Origin of the sequence: Clostridium sp. SY8519 (assembly GCF_000270305.1) — a bacterium.
GTDB lineage: Bacteria > Bacillota > Clostridia > Lachnospirales > Lachnospiraceae > SY8519.
In genome coordinates, this window is the sequence record NC_015737.1 from 132,721 (window position 1) to 148,046 (window position 15,326).

General features: G+C 46.9%; 16 protein-coding genes. 3 read left to right on the forward strand and 13 right to left on the reverse strand.

Annotation, left to right across the window (positions count from 1 at the left end; all coding sequences use genetic code 11):
- The first annotated feature begins 360 nt into the window (after positions 1-360).
- The 3 genes from CXIVA_RS00680 (at position 361) to CXIVA_RS00695 (ending at position 4,214) form a co-directional block, all read left to right on the forward strand.
- Positions 361-1,425: a formamidase gene (locus CXIVA_RS00680; protein WP_013976085.1), complete on the forward strand. Its 1,065-nt coding sequence runs from the start codon at positions 361-363 to the stop codon at positions 1,423-1,425.
- A 279-nt stretch (positions 1,426-1,704) separates the two neighbouring features.
- Positions 1,705-2,457: a DUF3862 domain-containing protein gene (locus tag CXIVA_RS00690; protein WP_013976087.1), complete on the forward strand. Its 753-nt coding sequence runs from the start codon at positions 1,705-1,707 to the stop codon at positions 2,455-2,457.
- Between the two features lie 209 nt (positions 2,458-2,666).
- A complete protein-coding gene (locus tag CXIVA_RS00695; protein ID WP_013976088.1) occupies positions 2,667-4,214 on the forward strand; it encodes a helix-turn-helix domain-containing protein in 1,548 nt (515 codons plus the stop codon).
- A 73-nt stretch (positions 4,215-4,287) separates the two neighbouring features.
- On the opposite strand, the gene CXIVA_RS00700 is transcribed toward CXIVA_RS00695, so the two are convergent.
- From CXIVA_RS00700 to CXIVA_RS00765, 13 genes are all read right to left on the reverse strand, one after another.
- A complete protein-coding gene (locus CXIVA_RS00700) occupies positions 4,288-5,964 on the reverse strand; it encodes an FAD-dependent oxidoreductase (protein ID WP_013976089.1) in 1,677 nt (558 codons plus the stop codon).
- A gap of 2 nt (positions 5,965-5,966) precedes the next feature.
- Positions 5,967-6,239, reverse strand: a complete 273-nt coding sequence (locus CXIVA_RS00705; protein WP_013976090.1) for a 4Fe-4S binding protein — start codon at positions 6,237-6,239, stop codon at positions 5,967-5,969.
- A 33-nt stretch (positions 6,240-6,272) separates the two neighbouring features.
- Entirely contained in the window at positions 6,273-7,094 is an 822-nt protein-coding gene (locus tag CXIVA_RS00710; RefSeq protein WP_013976091.1) for a hypothetical protein, read from the reverse strand.
- 35 nt (positions 7,095-7,129) lie between these two features.
- Positions 7,130-8,098 (reverse strand): nitronate monooxygenase, encoded by a 969-nt coding sequence (locus CXIVA_RS00715; protein WP_013976092.1) that lies wholly within the window; start codon positions 8,096-8,098, stop codon positions 7,130-7,132.
- A 324-nt stretch (positions 8,099-8,422) separates the two neighbouring features.
- Positions 8,423-9,220: a carbon-nitrogen hydrolase family protein gene (locus CXIVA_RS00720; protein ID WP_013976093.1), complete on the reverse strand. Its 798-nt coding sequence runs from the start codon at positions 9,218-9,220 to the stop codon at positions 8,423-8,425.
- A 79-nt stretch (positions 9,221-9,299) separates the two neighbouring features.
- Positions 9,300-9,872, reverse strand: coding sequence for a hypothetical protein (locus tag CXIVA_RS13205; RefSeq protein ID WP_013976094.1), 573 nt, complete (start codon positions 9,870-9,872; stop codon positions 9,300-9,302).
- Positions 9,869-10,696: a metal ABC transporter permease gene (locus tag CXIVA_RS00730; RefSeq protein WP_242822902.1), complete on the reverse strand. Its 828-nt coding sequence runs from the start codon at positions 10,694-10,696 to the stop codon at positions 9,869-9,871. The genes CXIVA_RS13205 and CXIVA_RS00730 overlap by 4 nt, the downstream gene beginning before the upstream one ends.
- Before the next feature lie 11 nt (positions 10,697-10,707).
- Positions 10,708-11,412, reverse strand: coding sequence for an ABC transporter ATP-binding protein (locus CXIVA_RS00735; protein WP_013976096.1), 705 nt, complete (start codon positions 11,410-11,412; stop codon positions 10,708-10,710).
- 10 nt (positions 11,413-11,422) lie between these two features.
- Positions 11,423-12,442: a metal ABC transporter substrate-binding protein gene (locus CXIVA_RS00740; RefSeq protein WP_013976097.1), complete on the reverse strand. Its 1,020-nt coding sequence runs from the start codon at positions 12,440-12,442 to the stop codon at positions 11,423-11,425.
- Between the two features lie 435 nt (positions 12,443-12,877).
- Positions 12,878-13,300 (reverse strand): transcriptional repressor, encoded by a 423-nt coding sequence (locus CXIVA_RS00750; protein WP_013976099.1) that lies wholly within the window; start codon positions 13,298-13,300, stop codon positions 12,878-12,880.
- Between the two features lie 244 nt (positions 13,301-13,544).
- Entirely contained in the window at positions 13,545-14,294 is a 750-nt protein-coding gene (locus CXIVA_RS00755; protein ID WP_041727516.1) for an EFR1 family ferrodoxin, read from the reverse strand.
- 67 nt (positions 14,295-14,361) lie between these two features.
- Complete coding sequence (locus CXIVA_RS00760; RefSeq protein ID WP_041728076.1) at positions 14,362-14,718, reverse strand: DUF1304 domain-containing protein; 357 nt, start codon at positions 14,716-14,718, stop codon at positions 14,362-14,364.
- 38 nt (positions 14,719-14,756) lie between these two features.
- Entirely contained in the window at positions 14,757-15,284 is a 528-nt protein-coding gene (locus CXIVA_RS00765) for a flavodoxin family protein (RefSeq protein WP_013976102.1), read from the reverse strand.
- Positions 15,285-15,326: the final 42 nt, after the last annotated feature.

Genomic DNA, 15,326 nt, shown 5'->3' on the forward strand with positions numbered 1-15,326 from the left:
GGATACGGGATACAAACATTTCTGTTCTGCTGCATGAAGTGCAATTAAAAGAGAATAAAGTGAAATCCGGCAAAAAACAAGATGTTTTCCAATCAATAAATCATTTTCGTCCGGTTCCGACTTTCCTGCGCCGACAAGCAGAAACAGGCATGACGCAGCTGCCGTGCTTCCGTCCTTACTGTTTCCCGGAAGCTCCTTTTCCCCGAATACTTCTTTTTTTATTTTCTGACTCTTATTGTCATTTATCTAAATTGTATAGTTTTTATCTCTTATTTTGTTGCTATTTTACCTTGCCGCCTCTGACTTCCCATCCTATAATTTAGTTAACTGATGTGAGTTACGAAAAAAGGAGGTATTCTCATGGGCAGCATAGGAAGTATCAACAAGCCAAGCAAAGGATTTCTTGCAGCAGCAATTCAGATGCCGGTTCCGATTATCAACAGCCGGGCAGATATTGACCGGCAGGTAAAAGAAATTATCCGCACACTGCATGCGACAAAGGCAGGATATCCCGGCGCGGAGCTTATTATTTTCCCCGAATACAGCACACAGGGCCTGAATACATCCAAATGGCTCACCGACGAATTTCTCTGCGATATTCCCGGAAAAGAGACCGAGGCCTTCGGCAAAGCCTGCAAAGAAGAGGGTGTCTACGGTGTATTCTCGATCATGGAAAGAAACCCAGATCCGAATAAAAACCCGTACAACACCGCGATTATCATTGATCCCAACGGTGAAATCTGTCTGAAATACCGAAAACTCTTCCCCTGGAATCCCATCGAGCCATGGTATCCGGGAGATCTGGGCATGCCGGTCTGTGACGGCCCCGGCGGATCCAAGCTTGCCGTATGTATCTGCCACGACGGAATGATTCCAGAGCTTGCAAGAGAAGCCGCATACAAAGGCTGCAACGTATATATCCGCATCTCCGGCTACAGCACACAGGTGAATGATCAGTGGATCCTGACCAACCGGTCCAATGCATGGCAGAACCTGATGTATACCATTTCTGTCAATCTGGCCGGCTATGACGGTGTCTTCTACTACTTTGGCGAAGGGCAGATCTGCAACTATGACGGCACGGTACTGGTACAGGGACAGCGCAATCCATATGAAATCGTCACCGGGGAAATCTTTCCTGAAAACGCAGATGCTGCGCGCAGAGAATGGGGCTTGGAAAACAACATCTACAACCTCGGCCACAGAGGATATGTTGCCCTCCCGGGCGGTGAATCCGACTGCGGCCTGACCTATATCAAAGATCTTGCCGCCGGCAGATACAAACTGCCCTGGGAAGATGAGATGACCATCAAAGACGGCTCGATTTACGGATATCCCACAAACGGCGGACGATTCGGCACCGAAGCCGGACCGGATCCCTACGGCATCCACGAATTCAAAGGGCTGAAGTATACAAAGGATTAATCAGCCGCATTTCTTCGGAAATCCACCTGATGGATATCCACTTGATAAAATCACTGAGATCCTCCCGGAACAGCGCATGTCTTTCATGCATCCGGGAGGATCTTCTGTGACTGCATCTTTTCGTATTTCGCCGGAAGCAGGCCTGCTTTCCATCCAATCAGAAAACAGATATGATATCATGAAAACACCTGATATTCCACGGATTTGCTCCGCATATCCTGAAACGGTCATGGTACAGCGCCTGCATATACAAATGACGCACACGAAAGGAAAAGATGTATGAAAAAGAAATTACTCGCAATTCTGTTGTCCGCTGCAGTAGCCGGAGTGCTCCCGGCCTGCGGTTCCGCTTCCAAATCATCGGATACCTCAGCCAAAACAACACAGTCCGAATCCCAGACCGGTACAAAAGCTGAATCCGGCAGCACAGCCAGTACCGGCACCGGCACCGGCTCCAAGAGTGGATCGGACACAAAAGCCAGCACCGGTACAGAATCCAAGGGGACATCAGACGCCAAAACCAGTACCGGTACAGAATCCCAGACAAAAACAGCAGCCGACAGCAAACAGGACACAACCCCCACCGCCGAAATCACAGGGAAAAATTTCAAAAAAATAAAGACCGGCATGTCTTATAAAGAAGTCCTTAAGATCATCGGCAAAAAGGGAAAGCTGATCAGCACTTCTGAAACGAACGGCACCAAAACCAATGCCTATCAATGGCGTACCGGTTCCTCCGGAACCGTTGTCATCATCTTCCAGAACAACAAAGTCATGAGCAAGACACAGGTAGGGGTGGAATCTTCCAAGGCCAAAGTAACCTCCGCGCAGTATGACAAAGTAAAGGAAGGCATGTCCTACAAAAAGACAGCAGAAATCCTGGGCGGGGACGGAGTGGTCTCTTCCACGGCCGAAGTAGCCGGTCAGAAGGCAACCGTCTATTCCTGGAACGGAAGCGCCACAGGTTCCACATGCATGATTACCTTCTTAAACGGCAAGGTTTATTCCAAATCACAGGTTGGCCTGAAATAAACCTTCTTCCGCTTATCCTGTACGAAACAGAAATAACTCACGCGCTGTAAAATGATCGAATGCCCCGCCTCCATATAATGAACAGTATTATACCTCAGGCAGACGGCAGGCGTACATTGCTTCCATAGCACTTCTGCAGGCTTCTATGATACAATAGAAACAACGAAAATATACACAGCACATATTACCCGCAGCAAAGGACAGATGTTATGCAGATCACAATCAATATCCTGCTAGAACTGTTTATGAAAGAACATAAAGATGCCGCTTTGATTGGTCTTGGCAGCCGTGACGCAGTCACCGGTATACGATTGCTTCCTTCCGACACTTCCATGTGTTCGGAAGAATTTCTCTACATTACAGGCGATCCCCATGCACTGGAAAACTGCAGCCGTCTGCCAATACATTTGCTCTGCTTTACCTCTGAGTCGAAAGAAGTTGCCAATGGCATCTGTGTCTATACCCCGGAAGATCTTTCCGTCTGTTTTAACAGTATGATGGAATATCTGAACTTCTTTTCAGAATGGGGAAAACGAATGGACTTTGCTGTATTTGAAGACGACAGCCTGCAAACTCTGATAGATCTGAGCAGTAAAGTTATGCACGCACCCGTTTTGATCTATAATCCGGCATTAAAACTGCTGGCCCATTCAAAAGAATACGATCATCTGCAGGATCAGATCTATCAAACCGCGGTAAAAAGCGGTTATCTGGACAAATCCGCCATCCTCTATTTTGAGCAAACAGGCTCTTTCCAGCACGTCAATAAGCAGGGAAGTTCTGAAGGAAAATCCGACGAATTCCGTCAGCATAATGATTTTATAAAAGCTCTTCCCATTGAAAAAAAAGACTCCATTTACTGTATCATGCTGGATATAGCTGAAATGTCCTATGAATATACCAAAGAAGTATTTGAAATTTTCTGCGGTTATGTACAGCGTCTCATGGAGAAGAAAAACTACACCTTTGAACGGAACCGCTCAGCTGCTGATTATTTTCTTATGGATCTGCTGGATAATCCGGGGCTTTCCGAAGATACGATTCTGGAACGCATCCAGCTTTATGACCTGGAAAGCCACGCTGACTATGTTTTAATGAATCTTCATTCCAGTCTGCGGACACGCTCCAATGAAAATTATTATATTCAGATGCTTCGTTCCAATCTGATTAACTGCCGAATTTTTTCCTATCAGGAGAACGTTGTCATGCTGTACCCGATACCGGAAGAATACAAGAGCCAATACCGGGAACACATCAAAAAAATCATGGATCCTCTATTAAAAGAGCTCAGCCGCAGCCATCCTGCCCTGTATATCAGCCGCGTGTTTTCCAAAATCAGTCTGTTCTCCATGGCCTACCGACAGACAGAGCACACAGCGGAACTGACAGCGGCCATGGCAGAACAAACTGAGGATATCTATTATTTTTATGAAGATGTCCTCCTGGCTAACTTGTTTTATAAAAAATCCCGTCAGGAGCTTCTGTTTGATTACTGTGATTCTGCCATTCTGGATCTGTATCATCAAAACACTGCGAAGTCCCGTCAGTCCCTGCGGATTCTGTATACTTATCTTCGAAATGACCGAAAAATGACCGATTCCGCAATGCTTCTGAATATGCACCGGAACAATGTCATATATCATATGAAACAGATGTCAGAACAGTATCACTTAAACCTGGACGATCCGGATGTCCGGGAACGTCTGCTGATATCTTTCCACATTCTCAGCTATATCCGTCGCAATGAGAACCCCTGACCCTGCAAACAGGGTGCGTATCCGCAGATTTCCGCGGACACACACCCTGTTTTCTTTACTCTCAAAATATGTTTTATCCGATATCCGGTGGTTTAATCGGATAATCGGCAATCGGCACATCTTCCGTATCAAATACCATTTCCCCGTCTTGATTCCGGCAGGTGATCCATTTCAGCCAGTTCTGATTATCCATTTCAGGATAGTCTTCACGCAGAAACCATCCTCTGGACTCTTTTCTCATAGATGCGCATCTGAACTGCATTTCCGCAGACAGAACCATTGCTTCTGCCTCATGACAGGTAAGCAGGTAATGAAAATCTGACGCTTTCATCTGCGGAATCAGTTTTTTCAGTTCTTCAATCTTCCGAATGCACACATCCAGACGGTTCTGACTCATGATTACTGTATTTTCAGCCGGGCAGACCAGATCCTGGACTTTGCCAATCACTTCCTTCGGATTGATTCCATTTTCACGGAATAGCGGCGCGTAAGCATCTTCCTTATATTTTTCCACCTGTTCCGGATCGATTGGCATCTGTGTTCGCGTGCTGATATTTTTTGCCGCATGACCGCCAGCGATAAGCGCTGCAAATACCGCATTCAGAATTCCTGATCCCCGGTTTCTTCCAGGAGGTGCCGGAACTGCTCCCGGTGCACAAGAGCCATCATAACTGATATCGCCGATCGCATACATTCCGTCAATTGTGGTCAGATAATTTTCATCAACTTTTACCGGTGACTGCTCACCCACCAGACCGCACTCTACTTCCTGATCTTTATCCACGGTGGAAGCCTTTTCAAAATCCAGTTCCCAGAATTTAAGTCCATACGGGCGTTCCCACAGATGAAGCATCATCGTCTCATTACTGGTCATTTCACTCTCTTCTGTATGAAGATACACCGGTCCGCGGCCGCTGGCCATTGTACGATACCACTCTGCCACTGCCGAAGAACTGATATCCGCCTCCGGAAAACGCCGAAAATTCTTAGTAATATTCTGACCGTACGCATCGTACATAACATTTTCCCCAAAGACACATTCCCGATTGCTTCGTACACGGAACAGCTGAGAAAAATTGCCAAATTCCGGATTGCGCATCTGCGCGCCCGCACGATAGGCGGCCGCGATTCCGTCTCCCCGGCCACTCGACCACATACTTGCCACCCGATAATTCTGACTTCCTGTTGCGAGAATCACCAGTTTGCTCTCAAATACATAAAACGTTCCATCCAGAATGCTGTAACCGACTGCTCCGGCGATTTTTCCATCTGTAACCAGAAGATCCGATACAGTGGTTTTGTCCATAAAACGAACACCAAGCTTTTGAGCCGTTTTCCTTACCTGAAGTGTAATATCCAGATCAACCCCTATCATATAAGTCATGGGGCCGGTCGGAACTCTTTTTTTGGGAATCTTTACTCCCCATGATTCCAAACGGTCAAGCATCTCATTATTCATTGAGACATATTGATACATTCTCTTCTGGTCGCCCAGAAAACACCCGACGCTTGTCGCATGATAAGCCACAAAATCTTCCGGTTTGATATGTTCCAGATCAAAATACTGCAGCACTCCGCCGCCTTTATTCGCCTTTCCCGCATATCCTGCCGTCTGTTTTTCTACCACCAGCACATCCGCATTGGGATTTGCTTCCTTAATTGCTACTGCAGCGCTTAAACCGCCGATTCCGCCGCCGACAACGAGGACCTCTGCAGTAATCGTTTCCTGCCTGATCTCCTGTTTCTGCATAATCAATCCTCCCATAACTCTCTTGAACCCTTGCTGTATCGGTTAAATGTCTGACGAAAACTCTGGCTCGAATAATCCGGGATAACTCTGATGCATCCCTTCGGACATTTCGCTTCACAATATTCACAATGCTCACAGTCTTCTACATACTGAAACACCGGCCGGCGTTTTTCTTCATCCCAGCGAATAACATCTACAAAACAGGCCTTATAACAAATCTGACATCCAATGCACGATTCCGGATTGAACTCTATTTTATGGTTCGTATCAATCATCTTTATCCTCCTGTAACTGACTTATCGTTTCCCTTAAAAATTATCCTTTTCTTCCGGAAAAATTCTCGGAAGAAGCGCAGCAAGATTTGTAAATTCTTTTACGTTGTGCATGGCAAGCGACATGGGACCCATAATCGGCATGCGGATGCCGTCCGGGAGCGCTTTTACATCTTTTCCATTTTTATAAGTCCACCCCATCCAGAACCGGGAACGAAGTTCTATCCCTCCGGGGATTTCACGCACAAAATGACACATAACGGTATCCGGCATCGCGAATGGCGGCTGGCCTTTTCCGTATCCCAAACCACATACGATTGTGGCACAGGCCTCTGTTCCGATTTTAGAAGCGTCAAAACCGATATCACCCGGATACTTGAAATTAATCACGATCGGTGCCGGCCCCATTCCGGTATCCTCGATAATATCATGGGAACAGTTCCAGAGCCTTTCCCGGTAACTCAGAGATTCATCCATTGCGTGTACCCTGTTCATATTTTCCGCCTGATAATGATCATCCGGATTCCAGAGTGTATAACGCAGGTTATCCAGGCTGTGCCATGCAAACCACCAGTCAAACATCTCGGCTGTAACGCCCGGCATTCTGGTCAGATTTGCCAAATATCCGGTTCCATCCGGCAGAATCGTAAATCCGACTTCTGCATCCATATAACCAGGTTCAAACAGGCGGTTGCGGTCTTTAAACGGCAGCGCCTGATCCGGACGAATCTGGCGCATGGCCTGATAGGCTTCCGGAGATGGCGGCGTCATATCTTCCAGATAATATTTAAAATAGCTTTTCTGCGTATCTTCTTCGGTGATCGGCACTTTGTGTACCTGATATTTTGTAAGATCCATAAAATAATTTCCTCCCTGTTTTTTCAGGCGATTTATCAGCTAAATTTATACTCATTGATATGCGCAAGAATTTCTTTGGCCTGGGCAATCGTACCATCAATCACTTGCTCCACTGTTTTCTCCTCATTACAAAGAGCTACAATCTGGCCAACCATTACCGCACCGTTTTCCATATCTCCTTTCTGCATGCCGTTAAGCAGAGAACTCTGAGCGATCGGAATTAACTTTTCTGCAGCCGCATCCTTCGTATTATTCGCTTCAACTTCAGTCATCTCATCTGACAGTCTGTTTTTCAGTTGCCGGCAGGGTTCCCCAGTACAGTAACCGGTAATCACCGAGGACATATCTTTTGCGTCCAAAACCGCTTTTTTCGCGTTTTCATGAATCGGAGTTTCCGGACAGGACAGAAATGCCGTTCCCATTTCAATGCCTTCCGCCCCCATAGCAATCGCCGCTGCATATCCTCTGCCGTCAGCAATTCCGCCGCTGGCAATCACCGGTATATCCAGCAGTTCAACAGCCTGAGGAACCAAAACAGTAGTGGCTTCAAAGGTTACATGTCCGCCGCCTTCCCAGCCTTTTACAATCATGATGTCGCATCCTGCTTCCGCAGCAATTTTCGCATCATCAATAAAAGATGCTTTTACAACAACTTTGCAGCCGAAGCTGTGCCAGATATCAAAATACTTTCTGCACAGATCAGGATTCAGTCCCGCAATTGTATCCGCATACATAACCGGCGGTTTGATTTCTCCGATCAGATTTGTAATATGCTCCAGGTTTTCCGGAATCATAATTGTGTTCATTCCGAATGGCCTGTCTGTCAGTTTCCGCATCTGCTCCACCTGTTCGCGGATTACTTCATTTGGCGCAAATCCCACACCCAGCACACCAAGACCGCCTGCATTGGAAACCGCCGCTGCCAGCGGCGCCATGGATGTCCATGCCATCGGGCCCTGAATGATCGGCTTGGAAATTCCCAGTATTTCACATACCCTGTTCATCTATACCTCCTTGAAATTTTTCACTTTATCTGCTTTCCAGTTAAAATTTAACAGGTTTATGCCGATCTTTCCTTCGCAGTTTCTATAAATCTATTTTTTAATTTTTTTATTTTTTTGTATAATCTCACAAAAAATCTATTTTTCTTCGGTGATAGGATCTTACTTATGAATGTATTTGACCGCAGGATGTGCGTCCGCTGCAAACCAAGAATACAAAAAGTCAGTATCTCACGATACTGACCCTTGGTTTCTGATTCTATTGCCGCCCCAGATCACTGGTTCGCGAACTGGAATATCAGACGTTTTGCTCCTAACTGATTTCTGTCATAAATACAGTTCCGGTCGCCGCAGCCCGGTATAGGGCCTGTCCGCGCGGACTGCCGCAGTATGCTCCGTGTCAATTTCCACATAAACGATCTGTTCCCGGTTATCTGCACGGATCAGACAGTTTCCGAATGCGTCCGCTGCCATGGATTCTCCGGCAAACTCCATGCGGTCCTCTCTGCCCACACGGTTGCACATTGCAATGTTGACACTGTTCTGGAACGCCTGTACGCGGATTTCCCACGCAAACAGTTCCAGTGGTTCGGCTGTGGTATTTACGGTCGGAATCAGAATCAGGTCCGCGCCCATGAGCGCTTCGGTCCGGATACTTTCCGGGTAATGACGGTCAAAGCAGACGACAATGCCGATCCGCCCGTATGCAGTATCAAATACCTGAAACCCTGTATCCGACGGTTCGTAATAATCTGCCTCATAAAACTGCTCCGCCTGGGCAATATGCACCATCTTCTGAATGCCGAGGAGTTCCCCCCTGTGATCAATCAGAAGACTGGCATCGTAATAGTTTCCCTTTTCTTTCAGATAAATATTCGGAACTGCCGCGATCTTATGTTCCCGGCATGCCTTACGAAATGTCTGCACAGTATCCGAATGCATCGAGATTCCGTACGCCGAAGCATCTCCGCCCGGATACTGAGGGAAAAACTCCGTAAGCTGCACTTCCGGAAAGAGAATCATATCTGCTCCTTCCTGTGCGGCGGTCTGTATTGCGGTGATGCTTTTTTTCAGATTTTTTTCCGGCGTACCCACATTGCTCATCTGTGCCATTGCCAGTTTCATGATTTGACTCCTGTAAAAAAATATTTACTTACGATACTATCATATCGAATCTGTCCACACAATACAGACCGGGGATCCGTCATTCAATTTTGGCGTCTTTCAGTATCCCGTATGTGACATCCCCCTCCTGATCGACTGCAAATCTTCCTGTTACCGTGATTTCTTTTCCTGCTTTTGGATAATCATCCGGATATCTGCCGTCACCGGCCGGCTCAAACGCAATTCCCTGGGCACAGCATGCGGTGGCATCCGTAACGATGCAGGCAAAGCAGTATTTCTTCTTTTTATCATGGGATACGGAAAACTTTCCCTTTATCCGAATTTTCCTGCCGATATAATTTTCCGGTGCTGCCATCATACTGTATACTTCCGCATATACCACAGTACTCGATTGTTCCGACAGATCTACGTCTACTTCCCCATTTTTTCTTTGTGATGCCCCGTTGGAATCTGAATTCCCGGAGGCGGAGGCGTTCTGTTCGTCCTTTTTCCCCTGCGATACGCTGTTTTCCTGCGCGTATTCTTCCTGTGCACTATTGCCGGCAGCACTTTGGTCTTCTGTAAAGCTTCCTGTGCCGCTGTTTTTACATCCGCCCAAAAGTGATACACTGATCAAGACAGTGAGGAGAAGCCTTACATTTGCTTTTTTCATCCGACGCCTCCTCCCTTCCATTTTCCTGCCGCGCAGCAAACCGCGAAAGCAGCTGCATCCACAGCCACTATGGTCGATCCCACCGGCGTCCCCGCAAGTATCGAGATCAGAATGCCGCTGAACGCGCAGAACACGGAGATTGCTGCCGAAAAGACTGTCACCGCTTTGAAATTTCCAAACAGACGCATCGCCGACAGCGCAGGAAAAATAACAAGCGCGGAAATCAAAAGTGAACCAACCAGATTCATGGCCAGCACAATGATCACTGCGATTATAACCGCAATTAACAGGTTATATCTTTCTGTCTTCACCCCTGCAGCTTTTGAAAAGTTTTCATCAAATGTAACCGCGAAAATTTTATTATAAAACAGAATGAAAATAACAAGCACCGCCACTGCCAGCGCGATGCACAGCCATACATCCGCTGCTGTAAGCGTGAGAATCGATGTGGACCCGAACAAGGTCGTGCAGACATCCCCGGACAGATTGGAGGATGCCGAGAACAAATTCATCAGCAGATATCCGAAAGCCAGCGCGCCAACGGAAAGCATCGCTATCGCCGCATCTCCTTTTACTCTGGTGTTTTGCCCTGTCTTTAAGAGCAGCACCGCGCAGAACACGGTTACCGGCAGAATCAGCACGAGCCGATTCGTCAGATTCATTACAGAGGCAATGGCCAGCGCGCCGAACGCGACATGTGACAGACCGTCTCCGATAAAGGAAAACCGTCTCAGCACAAGCGTCACTCCGAGCAGGGAGGCGCACAGCGCAATCAGAACCCCTACCACCAGTGCATATCTGACAAACGGGTAGTCCAGATACATAGAAAGGCGCCCTAACATCCCCAATCACCGCCTTTCCCCTTCCGATTCCCTTCCTTTTCCAGATACTTCTGTTTCGTTCCGTAAAAAAGTTTTTTTCCCACAGAAAGAATGTGCTTTGCAAACCGGGCTGACGCTTCCATATCATGGGAAACCATAATGACCGTCGTGCCCTCCCTGTTGAGTTCTACAATCAAATCATACATTTTGGCAGCTGCTTTCGGATCAAGTCCTGCTGTCGGCTCATCAAGAAGGATCATCTTGTCTGCGGCGCACAGTGCCCTTGCAAGCAGGACCCGCTGCTGCTGCCCTCCTGACAGTACCCGATAACAGGTATGTTCCAGCCGCCTGATGCCCATACGTTCCATATTCTCTGCCGCAGCTTTCTTCTCCTTCCTGCCGTAAAAAAATTTCTGACCGCAGCGTCCCTGACAGCCGGAAAGAACAATTTCTCCCACAGATGCAGGAAAATCTTTCTGGATGTGCGTCTGCTGCGGCAGATATCCAATGTCATTTTTCCCCAGGCTGCCGTCAGTACGGATTTCTCCGCTGACCGGAGGCAAAAGTCCGAGAAGTGTCTTCATCAGTGTACTCTTGCCGGAACCGTTTTCCCCGATGATGCACAGGTAATCACCTGCCGGGATCTCAAAATTGAGATCCCGCAGAACTGCCTTTCCGTCATATCCGACACTGAGGTTTTCCGCAATAAGTTGTACCATCAGCCCCTCCTTAATTTAATGCCTGTTTCAGCACGGAAAGGTTCTTTTCCATGACAGAAAGATAAGTGGTCCCGTTTTTTACATCATCCGAGGTTACGGACTGCATAGAATTCATGGAAAGGATTGACTGGTTTTTCTTTTTCGTATTTCGGACAATTGTTTCCGCTATTTTATGCTGTTTTCCCTCAATGGTCAGAACGCAGGGAAGCTTCCGCTGGTCTGTTTTTTTCGCAAGGAAGGATATCGTTTGAAAGCTTGCCTCGCTTTCCGCGGAGCATCCGACGAAGGCAGCATAGTAAGAAAGTCCGTAGTCATCTGTCAGATACCGGAACGGAAAACGGTCTCCGAACAGAACTGTTTTCCGTTTCGCGCTGTTTACTGTCTTCTGGTACCGGCTGTCAAGAGCGTTCAGCTGCGCGATGTATTTCTCTGTGTTGGAAACATAACTTTTTTTATTCGCCGGATCAATTTCTTCCATCGCTGTTCCGATCGCGCCGCAGAGCTTTTCTGTCTTTTTCAGTGACAGCCAAACATGTTCATCATATTCCGGCTCTTCTTCTTTTTCGGACGACTCTTCTTTTTCAGATGCCTCCTCTTTTTCCGGTTCCATCCCTTCCACGACTTCCTCTTCTTTTACCGTACTGCCAAGGACATCCAGAAGGTTAATGACCTTCCTGTTCCTGTTTCCGGCTTTCTTTAACGCGTCATTCACCCACGCATCGGATTCTCCGCCCACATAAATAAACAAATCACAATTGGATATTTTGGCAATATCCTCTGCAGAGGGCTGATAGCTGTGAAGATCCACGCCATTATCCTGAAGCAAAGTTACCTCAGCATCCGCCGGATTGCTGCCAAGGATATTTTTCACCCAGTCATATTCCGGAAATATAGTTGTAACGATTTGAATTGGTCTGCTGCTGTCAGCCGACGGACTGTTTTGGTTGTTTCTGCCATTGAAATGGCATGCGGAAAGAACGCTGACTGCGAGAATAATCAGCACGGTCAGCAAAGAGAAATATTTTTTCATAATAAAAATGACCTCCTGCAGGCATAGCAAATCAGCAGAACCGGATGCACCCGTTTCTGCTCTCTAAATGCGACATAATTCTCAGGAGTCATTTTAATGATTCATACGTACTTTTTGGGAAACAGGGGTTTCCTGAACGATATCAGCCGAAACGAAAACCACGCAGAGAAAGATTCCAAAGACCGGCAGAATCACCGATACGGAACCATCTGCTCCGGCACCTGTCTGCTGCAGGAAATGTTCGCACTGCTGCATACAGGTACAGATCGGACAGTCATCCCCGCTGCATTTGTGGTTCGCTTCGGCCGCAAGATAAAAGGCAAAAAACTGTACTGCAAAAAGCAACAGGAATCCTATGATGCCCGCAGCAATTCTTTTTTTATTTTTCTTTCCAAAGATGCCGCAGTTCCTCATTTATTCCCTTTCGCTCATTATCTAATCTGCCTTCTGACAGTCTTCACATATGCCGTAAAAAACCGTTCGCATCGGATTGATCTTAAATTGATGCGCATCAGACAAATGTACCGCTATCCCTGCCAGTTCCTCACAATGAAGGTGGATCAGCTTCCCACACTGTTCACATTTGCAGTGAAAACACGGATCCGTATCTTTCTGCCCGCTGCTCTCTTCGTATACAAAACAGGCGGGACTGTTTTCGTCAATAATGTACTTATTAACAATGCCTTCGGTCACCAGATTTTCTAACTGCCGGTAGATGGTTGTCTGTCCAATCGAAATACCGTCCTGTTTCAGCTTTCGGTACAGATCTCCCGCCGTCACATGCACACCTGGCAATGTTTTCAGGCAGGAGATTACAATTTTCCGCTGCTTTGTGTTGTATTTTGTTCGTGTATCCATAGTTCTCTCTCCATGTTCGCAATATGAATTTGAAAACTGTTTTCAGTTTACAGCTGTTTTCCCCGCCTGTCAACACATTTGAAAATCATTTTCAATTTCTCCTCCCTCCTGTATTTTACGTACCTTTTCAAAATTTGCGTAAAAAAATAAACGGAGCGCAGGTTTTCGGCTTCCCGCGCTCCGTTCATCATGCTGGCCTTCGTATACAGATGTCTGTTAAAAACAGACGCTATTAAATTTTTTACTAAGGAACAGGCACATACGGATTTGTATACTGGCCATGCCGCTTTGTTCTGCCCAGCCCATATTGAATGGAAAACTTCGGGCATCGATGCAGACAGCCCAGACACAGCACACAGCGCTCCTTTACCCAAACCGGTTTTCCCGCCTGCATCGCAATCGCCTGTACCGGGCAGTGTTTTGCGCAATGCCCGCAGCCGATACAGGAATCTTCCACAGAAAAACGGGATGTTTTGCTTGCAATATGATGATACATCGGCTGTGCGATTCCCAGCGCAAGAACCGCCGGCATTGCCGGCTGCATCATTTTGTTCCGTTTTCTGTCTGTGATGCCTTTTATGGCAGCATCCAGTTTCTGCTCGGTTCTGCGTGTAAACTTTGCCACCGCCGCCGGCGTAGATAGATCAAACAAGGGTGTCCATGTATCCGGCATTTGAATCGCATAAAACGCGTCGAAGTTTCTTCCCTTCAGCGCTTTCTGCGCCATTTTTCCCGCGGCTCCCGTGGTGGTACCATAAGTTGCCATGAGGTACAGGTAGCTGCATTTTACATCCAATTTTTTCAGAAACTCCTCCACGATATCCGGAAGTCCCCAGAAATAAATCGGTGTAATCACTCCGATGACGTCCTCACAGAAAGAATATCTTTCATCTTTTATACAGTCCGGTATGCTCAGGATTTTTTCTCCCGTGTGGGACGCTATCCTGGATGCGGCATATTTACAGTTTCCTGTTGCTGAAAAATACAGGATCATAGCCTGGTTACTCACTTCCTTCTGCTATTATGCTGTGCGCACACGATTGCGCTCTTATAACGATCCCTTAAAAGATACAGGAAATCAGTGTCAGAATCGCAAGTCCTCCCTGCATCAAAATAATCTTCGGATTGCTGGTGAAACTGCCATACAGTGCCACTGCCACAATATAAGCCATAAGGCAAATCACAGCCGCCTTGCTGGCAAAAGCAAAAACTGCCAGTAGAATCAGCAGGGAAATCAGTCCATTGTATACCCCCTGATTTTTAAACAGTACCGTCACATTTTTCTGGCTGAGTTCCTCGGTGGTCATACCAAATACTTTTGATGTTTTTACTGAAGTGGTGGCTATCGTCTCCAGATAAAAAATATAAATAAATTCTGCCGCCACCAATACTGATAAAATTTTTGTTATGATATTCATATCCGCGTTTCTTTCTATCGGTTCATCGTCATTCTGTGTCAAAGCGTTTTTCCAAGGGTATACGCCTGCTGCATCGCCGGCGCATGCTTCATGGAACCTTTTTCTGTCATCCCCGGCGCGGTAATAATTCCCATATCCTGCCAGTTCAAATATCCGGTCATCATCTGATACATGCGAATCGCCGCGTCATAGACATGGTCGGATCCGGAATCCAGAAGCATCGCCGTCTTGTGAAAATGAAAGCCCACTTTTCCCCTGGCATACATGCGGTCAATCGCGGCCTTCGTCTGGGCGGTAAGATCAAACCAGTAAATCGGAGAAGCAATTACCAGCATATCTGCCTGATCCAGGGATGCAAGGGCTTCCTTCATATCATCCTTTTGTACACATTCTCCCTCATGGGAAAAACAATACTGACAGCCCAGACATCCCGCGATCTTCTTTTCGCGCAGATGAATCAGTTCTGTCTCATGGCCGGCCTCCCGCGCGCCCCGGATAAACTCCTCTGCGAGGATCTGTGTATTTCCATTGGGTCTTGGACTGCCATTTAAAATTACAATTTTCATGATTTGATTCCTCCCCTTCAGGTTCTTTTCGCTTTGCAGCCA

What these genes read in the sequence shown, in the direction of transcription:
- CXIVA_RS00680 (WP_013976085.1), top strand. Translation starts at nt 361, where the DNA reads ATGGGCAGCATAGGAAGTATCAACAAGCCAAGCAAAGGATTTCTTGCA.
- CXIVA_RS00690 (WP_013976087.1), top strand. Translation starts at nt 1,705, where the DNA reads ATGAAAAAGAAATTACTCGCAATTCTGTTGTCCGCTGCAGTAGCCGGA.
- CXIVA_RS00695 (WP_013976088.1), top strand. Translation starts at nt 2,667, where the DNA reads ATGCAGATCACAATCAATATCCTGCTAGAACTGTTTATGAAAGAACAT.
- CXIVA_RS00700 (WP_013976089.1), bottom strand. Translation starts at nt 5,964, where the DNA reads ATGCAGAAACAGGAGATCAGGCAGGAAACGATTACTGCAGAGGTCCTC.
- CXIVA_RS00705 (WP_013976090.1), bottom strand. Translation starts at nt 6,239, where the DNA reads ATGATTGATACGAACCATAAAATAGAGTTCAATCCGGAATCGTGCATT.
- CXIVA_RS00710 (WP_013976091.1), bottom strand. Translation starts at nt 7,094, where the DNA reads ATGGATCTTACAAAATATCAGGTACACAAAGTGCCGATCACCGAAGAA.
- CXIVA_RS00715 (WP_013976092.1), bottom strand. Translation starts at nt 8,098, where the DNA reads ATGAACAGGGTATGTGAAATACTGGGAATTTCCAAGCCGATCATTCAG.
- CXIVA_RS00720 (WP_013976093.1), bottom strand. Translation starts at nt 9,220, where the DNA reads ATGAAACTGGCAATGGCACAGATGAGCAATGTGGGTACGCCGGAAAAA.
- CXIVA_RS13205 (WP_013976094.1), bottom strand. Translation starts at nt 9,872, where the DNA reads ATGAAAAAAGCAAATGTAAGGCTTCTCCTCACTGTCTTGATCAGTGTA.
- CXIVA_RS00730 (WP_242822902.1), bottom strand. Translation starts at nt 10,696, where the DNA reads ATGTATCTGGACTACCCGTTTGTCAGATATGCACTGGTGGTAGGGGTT.
- CXIVA_RS00735 (WP_013976096.1), bottom strand. Translation starts at nt 11,412, where the DNA reads ATGGTACAACTTATTGCGGAAAACCTCAGTGTCGGATATGACGGAAAG.
- CXIVA_RS00740 (WP_013976097.1), bottom strand. Translation starts at nt 12,442, where the DNA reads ATGAAAAAATATTTCTCTTTGCTGACCGTGCTGATTATTCTCGCAGTC.
- CXIVA_RS00750 (WP_013976099.1), bottom strand. Translation starts at nt 13,300, where the DNA reads ATGGATACACGAACAAAATACAACACAAAGCAGCGGAAAATTGTAATC.
- CXIVA_RS00755 (WP_041727516.1), bottom strand. Translation starts at nt 14,294, where the DNA reads ATGATCCTGTATTTTTCAGCAACAGGAAACTGTAAATATGCCGCATCC.
- CXIVA_RS00760 (WP_041728076.1), bottom strand. Translation starts at nt 14,718, where the DNA reads ATGAATATCATAACAAAAATTTTATCAGTATTGGTGGCGGCAGAATTT.
- CXIVA_RS00765 (WP_013976102.1), bottom strand. Translation starts at nt 15,284, where the DNA reads ATGAAAATTGTAATTTTAAATGGCAGTCCAAGACCCAATGGAAATACA.